We start from the raw sequence: 329 nt of genomic DNA on the forward strand, positions 1-329 counted from the left end.
ATGGAAATATGGTACACCTCCAGAGGGAAATGCTAACTATGCTTGGCTACAACATATGGCTCATCATTTATCACCAAATGGAACAGCTGGAATAGTTCTAGCAAATGGATCATTATCATCTAACACTTCAAATGAGGGAGAGATTTATGAGCTTTAGAAGTATTGATGGAGTTACAATAGCAGATACAAACTCTTTAATGATGGAAGTTTTAACTCGTGGAATGTTATCTAAGGAAAGAGTATTAGAACTAACTTATGACTATATCCTGTTTCTTCAAAGTAAAAATGAAAAGATAAAGATATTAGCTCAGTATCACCAGTTCTTTGCC

General features: G+C 34.3%; 2 protein-coding genes. Both read left to right on the plus strand.

Annotated elements, in window-relative coordinates; all coding sequences use genetic code 11:
• Positions 1 to 157, plus strand: a 157-nt coding sequence (locus L988_RS14070; RefSeq protein ID WP_197053972.1) for an N-6 DNA methylase, incomplete at its 5' end; no start/stop codon positions are given.
• A partial coding sequence (locus L988_RS11385) for a hypothetical protein (protein WP_047384377.1) occupies positions 147 to 329 on the plus strand: 183 nt, incomplete at its 3' end. The genes L988_RS14070 and L988_RS11385, both read left to right, overlap by 11 nt.

The organism is Cetobacterium sp. ZWU0022, assembly GCF_000800875.1.
Lineage (GTDB): Bacteria > Fusobacteriota > Fusobacteriia > Fusobacteriales > Fusobacteriaceae > Cetobacterium_A.